At 59.1% G+C, this 7,004-nt stretch carries 7 protein-coding genes; 1 reads left to right on the top strand and 6 read right to left on the bottom strand.

From position 1 onward, the window contains the following. A partial coding sequence (locus tag BMY49_RS16510) for a transposase (RefSeq protein WP_143058159.1) occupies positions 1–194 on the top strand: 194 nt, incomplete at its 5' end. A 277-nt stretch (positions 195–471) separates the two neighbouring features. Here the strand turns inward: BMY49_RS16510 and fba are convergent. From fba to tkt, 6 genes are all read right to left on the bottom strand, one after another. Further along, a complete protein-coding gene (gene fba, locus BMY49_RS16505) occupies positions 472–1,536 on the bottom strand; it encodes a class II fructose-bisphosphate aldolase (RefSeq protein ID WP_089676092.1) in 1,065 nt (354 codons plus the stop codon). 65 nt (positions 1,537–1,601) lie between these two features. Beyond that, on the bottom strand, positions 1,602–2,771 hold the full coding sequence (locus BMY49_RS16500) for a phosphoglycerate kinase (RefSeq protein ID WP_058576735.1): 1,170 nt from the start codon (positions 2,769–2,771) through the stop codon (positions 1,602–1,604). A gap of 59 nt (positions 2,772–2,830) precedes the next feature. Then, complete coding sequence (locus tag BMY49_RS16495; RefSeq protein WP_089676091.1) at positions 2,831–3,859, bottom strand: type I glyceraldehyde-3-phosphate dehydrogenase; 1,029 nt, start codon at positions 3,857–3,859, stop codon at positions 2,831–2,833. Between the two features lie 59 nt (positions 3,860–3,918). Beyond that, on the bottom strand, positions 3,919–4,641 hold the full coding sequence (locus tag BMY49_RS16490) for an LrgB family protein (protein WP_089676090.1): 723 nt from the start codon (positions 4,639–4,641) through the stop codon (positions 3,919–3,921). Beyond that, complete coding sequence (locus tag BMY49_RS16485; RefSeq protein WP_062363377.1) at positions 4,631–4,984, bottom strand: CidA/LrgA family protein; 354 nt, start codon at positions 4,982–4,984, stop codon at positions 4,631–4,633. Before BMY49_RS16485 ends, BMY49_RS16490 begins: the two co-directional genes overlap by 11 nt. A gap of 36 nt (positions 4,985–5,020) precedes the next feature. Then, positions 5,021–7,004 (bottom strand): transketolase (gene tkt / locus BMY49_RS16480; RefSeq protein WP_208596223.1); only part of this gene is annotated, 1,984 nt, incomplete at its 5' end.

Below are 7,004 nucleotides of genomic sequence, written 5' to 3'. Positions count from 1 at the left end.
GCTTGAAGACGCAGGCGGGCCGAGCGCTCTACGCATTGCGCAAACATACCGTGGAGCCGGTCTTCGGGATCATCAAACACGTGATGGGGTTCCGGCAGTTCTCGCTACGCGGACTGGATAAGGTCAGCGGCGAGTGGCGATTGGCCACCATGGCGTGGAATATCAAGCGGATGCACCGGTTGACGGCGGGCTGAGGGCTCGCCGCGCCCAACCGGCCAGCAGGCAAGGCGTCAGAACCGCCTTGCAGAAGCTGAGGGGCAGGTTAAGAGCCACACAACAGCACCAACACCAACACCAACACCAACACCAACACCAACACCAACACCAACACAGGGGGGGGTGAAGAACCCACGCCTCAGCTCATCCATTAACCTCAAGTCCGACAGACTGCTAGTAATAGCCTATTTGTGCTGCATTGCAACAAAAAAGGCGGCCCGAAGGCCGCCTTAGCGTCGCTAATTGCTTAGCTGCTTACTTAATTTTAGGAGCCAACTCGCCGCGCTCGTAGCGCTGGAACATCGCTTCCAGGCTAATCGGCTTGATTTTGCTCGCGTTGCCAGCAGTGCCAAAGGCTTCGTAGCGGGCAATACACAGATCACGCATAGCGGTGACCGTTTCTTTTAAGAATTTGCGCGGATCAAACTCTGACGGATTCTCTGCCATAAAACGGCGCACAGCACCGGTGGACGCTAGGCGCAGATCGGTGTCGATGTTCACCTTGCGCACGCCATGCTTGATGCCTTCGACGATTTCCTCAACCGGTACGCCGTAGGTTTCCGGAATTTGACCGCCGTAACGGTTGATCACTTCCAGCCACTCCTGCGGCACCGAAGAGGAGCCGTGCATGACCAGATGGGTATCCGGGATGCGCGCGTGGATCTCTTTGATACGCTGAATGGAAAGCGTGTCGCCGGTCGGCGGCTTGGTGAATTTATACGCGCCGTGGCTGGTGCCAATGGCAATCGCCAGCGCGTCGACCTGAGTCGCCTTTACAAACGCAGCGGCTTCTTCGGGGTCGGTTAGCAGCTGTTCCATATCCAGCTTGCCTTCGGCACCAATGCCGTCCTCTTCACCGGCCATGCCGGTTTCCAGGCTACCCAGGCAGCCTAGCTCGCCTTCTACAGAGACGCCACAGGCGTGGGCCATTTCTACTGCGCGACGAGTGACGCCAACGTTGTAGTCGTAATCCATCGGCGTCTTGCCGTCTTCACCCAGCGAGCCGTCCATCATGACGGAGGAGAAACCGAGCTGGATAGAGCGCTGGCATACCGCAGGGCTGGTGCCGTGATCCTGGTGCATCACTACCGGAATATGAGGAAACTCTTCCACTGCTGCCAAAATCAGGTGGCGCAGGAAGGGGGCGCCCGCGTATTTACGCGCGCCAGCGGAGGCCTGCACGATCACCGGAGAGTCGGTAGCATCGGCGGCTTCCATGATAGCCCGCATTTGTTCAAGGTTGTTGACGTTGAACGCGGGGATACCGTAGCCATATTCGGCGGCGTGGTCGAGCATCTGGCGCATGCTAATTAAAGCCATGGGGTCACCTTATAGGTTGTCAGTGTGAACGGGTGCAGTGAGCGTGCAAGTTCAATTATTACGTATTAGCCGCGCTTGGCCGCAGCTTCAAGTGCAGCAACAGCCGGTAGCTGTTTGCCTTCAACGTACTCTAAAAACGCCCCGCCACCGGTGGAAATATAGGAAATACGGTCGGCAATGGCGTATTTATCAATCGCAGCGAGCGTGTCACCGCCACCGGCAATGGAAAATGCGCGGCTGTCAGCAATGGCATGGGAGAGCTCCTCGGTGCCTTTGCCAAACTGATCAATCTCAAAAACGCCCACGGGGCCGTTCCACAAAATAGTGCCAGCATCTTTGAGCAGGCTGGCCAAGTGGGCAGCGGTGTCCGGGCCGATATCCAGAATCATCTCGTTATCAGCGACCTGGTCCACCGGTTTCACCACTGCTTCTGCGGATTCAGAGAACTCCGTTGCCACAACAACGTCAGTGGGCAGCGGAATAGAGACTTTCTCCATTAGCGCTTTGGCTTGACCGATCAGGTCGGCTTCGTGGAGCGATTTACCCACATTATAGCCTGCCGCCGCGATAAAGGTGTTGGCGATCCCGCCGCCGACGATAAGCTGGTCGCACTTATCAGAGAGTGCGGTCAGCACGTCGAGCTTCGTGGAGACCTTGGAGCCGCCTACAATAGCCGCCATCGGGCGCGCCGGGTTCGCTAAGGCTTTCTCCAGTGCGTCTAGCTCTTGAGCCAGCAGCGGGCCGGCACAAGCGGTGGGCGCAAAGCGGGCCACGCCGTGGGTAGAAGCTTGAGCACGGTGGGCGGTGCCGAAGGCATCCATCACGAAGATATCGCACAGCGCGGCGTACTGCTTGGCCAGCTGTTCGTCGTCTTTCTTCTCGCCGTTATTGAAGCGCACGTTCTCAAGCAGCACCACGTCGCCGTTGCTGAGCGTGGGCGCGGTGTCGAGGTAGTCGTCGACCAGTTTGACGGGGCTACCCAGCAGCTCGCCAAGGTGTTCGGCCACGGGAGCTAAGGAGAACTCCTCAGCAGGCTCGCCTTCCGTGGGGCGGCCCAGATGGCTCATAAGCATCACTTTGGCACCCGCTTTGGCCGCTGCTTGAATAGTCGGCAGTGCGGCGCGCAGGCGGGCATCGCTGGAAACACGGCCGTTTTTGATCGGCACGTTCAGGTCTTCACGAATCAGCACGCGCTGCCCTTCCAGGGGCAGGTCGGTCATTTTTTGCACGTTCATGTGAGCGGTTTCCTCGTGTTCAAGCGAATGTAAGAGCGCTAGGTGATGCTGCCCATCAATTAGCGAAACGTTGCCAAACGCTGGCTGATATCCAGCATGCGGTTGGCAAAGCCCCACTCGTTATCAAACCAGCACAGCAGCTTGATCAAGCGTGTGCCAGCCACCCGGGTTTGGGTGGCGTCTAGAATGCCAGAGCGGGGGTCATGATTAAAATCGATCGATGCCATGGGGGCTTCGGTATAGCCTAGCACCCCTTGCAAGCGCTGCTGGCTGGCGCTGTGTAGCAGCGCGTTCACCTGTGCGGCACTGGTATCGCGACGTACGGTCAGCGCGGCGTCCATGGCCGAGACGTTAATGGTGGGTACCCGCACGTGCAGGCACTCAAAACGCCCGGCCAGGCTCGGCATCAGGCGGCTGATACCCACTGCCAAGCCGGTATCCACCGGCACGATCGACTGCATGGCGGAGCGGGTCAGGCGCAGGTCGGTTTGATGATACGCATCGATCACCGGCTGGTCGTTCATCGCCGAGTGAATCGTGGTGGTAACGCCGTGCTCCAGACCCAATGCTTCATCCAGCACGGTAAGCAGCGGCACCAAGCAGTTCGTGGTGCAGGACGCCGCAGAGAGAATGCGCTGGGTGGGGGTAAGCTCATGCTCGTTGATGCCCCACACGATGGTGGCATCCACATCGTTTTCAGCGGGCTGGGAGAACAGCAGCCGCTTGGCCCCAGCCGTTAAGTGCTGCTCGGCGGTGGCGCGATCCTTAAAGCTACCCGAGCACTCCAACACTAGGTCGATATCTAACTCACCCCAGGGCAGCGCTTGCGGGTCGCGTTCGCACAGCACGTGGATGCGCTGGCCGTTGACGAGCAGAGCGCTGCCATCGTTGTCCACCTCACCAGGGAAACGCCCGTGGGTGGTGTCGTAACGGGTGAGATAGGTGATGGTGGCGAGGTCAGAAAGCTCATTAATCGCCACCACCTCAAGTTCTGGGTGTTGGCGTTCCACCAGTGCTCTCAGCACGCACTGGCCAATGCGCCCATAACCATTGATAGCAATGCGATATTTAGTGGAAGCGTTCGCCATGTTGCGATGCGGCTCTTAGAAAAAGTGGCCCGATGATAGCGTATTTCACCGGGGGTTGCTTACCCAGCCCCGATGCCCACTAGCCGCCACGCCAGCGGCAACAGCAGCGCGGTAAAAATACCGGTTAGGCTCATTCCGAGCGAGGCAAACGCCCCGGCGGTAGGGCTAATATCAAAGGCCCGCACGGTACCAATGGCGTGCCCATTGAGCCCCAGCGCAAAACCGATGATGCGCTCATCGTTGATACGTAGCAGCCGGGCCGCCAAGCTAACAAAGGGGATGGTCAGCACGCCGGTTACTAGCAGCGAGCCCATTAACAGCGCCACGTTGCCGCCGAGCTGTTCGGTGATGCCGATGGCAATAGGCGCGGTCACCGACTTTGCCGCAATGGAGGCCAAAATGTCTGGGCTTGCTCCCAACAGCCACGCAATGCCCAAGGCATAGCAAGCCGCCAAAGCAGCAGCAATAGGCAGGCAGGCGGCTAGCGGTCGCCAGAGTTCATGGATGTGCGGCAGTTGCTGGTAAAGCGGCATACCCAGCGCCACCGTAGCGGGGCCTAACAGCACGGTTAGCCACGTAGCGCCCTGCTGGTAGGTGGCGTAAGGCTGCCCTAACAGCGCCAGTATTGCGGCCAAAAGGAGTGCCGCGATCAAAATAGCGGGCAGCCAGGAGGGCTTACCCAGCCGTATAAAAACTGCGCTGCCCACCAAATAAGCGGCCAGCGTTAGTCCAACGGCCAGTAAAGGCGTTGCGGTTAAGGTGGGCAGCAGGTTAGTCAGCATGGCTGCGTCCCATCAAACGCGTTAGTAACCATAGGGTGGTGAACACGCTGAGCAGCGTGCCGAGTAGCAGGGCGGCCACAATGGCTAGCCATTGGCCTGCCAGCTCATTCAGAATAAAGAATACACCCACCACGCCCGGCATAATCAGCATAGCCAAAAGTGCGATCAGCGGTTGGGCGGCAGCGGCAAGGCTAGCAGGTACTCTACCGATAACGGCAAGAGTAGTGCACAGCAGTAGCATGCCCACCACCCCAGAAGAGATGGGTAAACCGGAGAAGTGAATGACCACTTCTCCGATCAACCAGTAGCTAATTAGCCATAGCAGACCGTTTAGCGCGGGCATCGCGATGCCCGCACTGTGTGACCCGTGAACAGGGGATTAACCCAGCAGCTCATTGGCTTGTTTAACAATGTTCTCGACGGTAAAGCCGAAGTGCTTGAACAGCTCGCCAGCCGGGGCCGACTCACCAAAGGTAGTCATGCCAATCACGCGGCCATCGAGACCAACGTATTTGTACCAGTAGTCGGCATGGCCAGCTTCGATGGCAATACGCTTGGTGACGGCTTTGGGTAGCACGCTTTCGCGGTAGTCAGCGTCTTGACCATTAAAACGGTAAGCGGACGGCATGGAGACTACGCGCACGGCTTTACCCTGCTGCTCCAGTTCGGCCGCGGCGTCCATCGCCAGAGAGACTTCGGAGCCCGTGGCAATCAGGATCAGCTCTGGGGTGCCTTCGCTATCTTTCAGCACATAGCCACCGCGCTGGATAGACGCGAGCTGGGCCTTGGTACGCTGCTGGTGGGGCAGGTTCTGGCGTGAAAGAACCAGGGCTGTCGGGCCGGAGTGGCGCTTAATCGCGGCATCCCAGGAAGCGGCGGTCTCCACGGCGTCACAGGGGCGCCACGTGTTGAGGTTCGGCGTGGTGCGCAGGCTAGTGAGCTGCTCAATCGGCTGGTGCGTCGGGCCATCTTCGCCCAGGCCAATAGAGTCGTGGGTAAACACGTAGATAGCCTGCTGACCCATCAGCGCCGCCATACGCACGGCGTTGCGCATGTACTCCATAAAGATCAGGAAGGTCGCGCCATACGGCACAAAACCGCCATGCAGGGCGATACCGTTCATCACCGCGCCCATGCCGAATTCACGCACACCGTAGTGCAGGTAGTTGCCGCTGGCATCGTCGGGGGTGATCGCTTTCGCGCCCTTCCAGAACGTCAGATTAGATGGCGCTAAGTCAGCGCTGCCGCCGAGCAGTTCCGGCATTTGCGGGCCAATCACGTTCAGCGCTTCAAACGACGCTTTACGCGAGGCAATGCTGTCGCCTTTCTCTTGGGCCTGCTCGATCAGCGCTTCAGTCGTCAACTCCGTGGGCAGCTGCGCTTTCATGCGGCGCTTGAATTCACGTGCTTCTTCCGGGAAGGCTTCGGTGTAGCGAGCGAAGCGGCCTTCCCACTCTTGCTGGCGCGTTTTACCGGCGTCGCGGGCATCCCAGGCGGAGTAAATCGGCTCGGGGATATGGAAAGGCGCGTGCTCCCAGCCCAACTGCTTACGTGCCAGTGCCACTTCTTCGTCACCCAGCGGTGCGCCGTGAGCTTCTTCTTTGCCCTGCTTGTTGGGGGCACCAAAACCGATAATGGTTTTGCAGATGATCAGGCTTGGCTTGTCGTCATGGCTCTTCGCCAGCTCAATGGCCGCCTTGATCTCATCAGGCTTATGGCCGTCGACGTTCGGCACTACGTGCCAGCCGTAGGACTCAAAGCGCTTGGCCGTATCGTCGGTAAACCAGCCTTCGACTTCGCCATCGATAGAGATGCCGTTGTCGTCATAAAGAGCAATCAGTTTACCCAGCTGCTGAGTGCCTGCCAGGGACGCCGCTTCGTGGGAGATACCCTCCATCAAGCAGCCATCTCCCAAGAAGCACCAGGTGTGGTGGTCAACGATGGTGTGGCCGGGGCGGTTGAACTGCGCGGCCAGGGTTTTCTCGGCAATCGCGAAACCGACCGCGTTGGCAAAGCCTTGGCCCAGCGGGCCAGTGGTGGTTTCGATGCCAGGAGCGTAGCCGAACTCCGGGTGGCCAGCGGTGGGCGAGTGCAGCTGGCGGAAGTTTTGCAGCTGTTCCAGGCTGAGTTCGTAGCCGCTCAAGTGCAGCAGCGAGTAGAGCAGCATGGAGCCGTGGCCATTCGACAGCACGAACCGGTCGCGATCGGCCCACTTGGGGTCTTCGGGGTTGTGCTTGAGGTAGTCATTCCACAGCACCTCGGCAATATCAGCCATACCCATGGGGGCGCCAGGGTGGCCGGATTTGGCCTTCTGAACAGCATCCATGGAAAGGGCGCGAATGGCATTGGCCAGCTCAAAACGG

The organism is Vreelandella aquamarina, assembly GCF_900110265.1.
Taxonomy (GTDB): Bacteria; Pseudomonadota; Gammaproteobacteria; order Pseudomonadales; family Halomonadaceae; genus Vreelandella; species Vreelandella aquamarina.
Note: the sequence above shows the minus strand (reverse complement) of the source record. Positions and strands in the feature narration are given on the sequence as shown.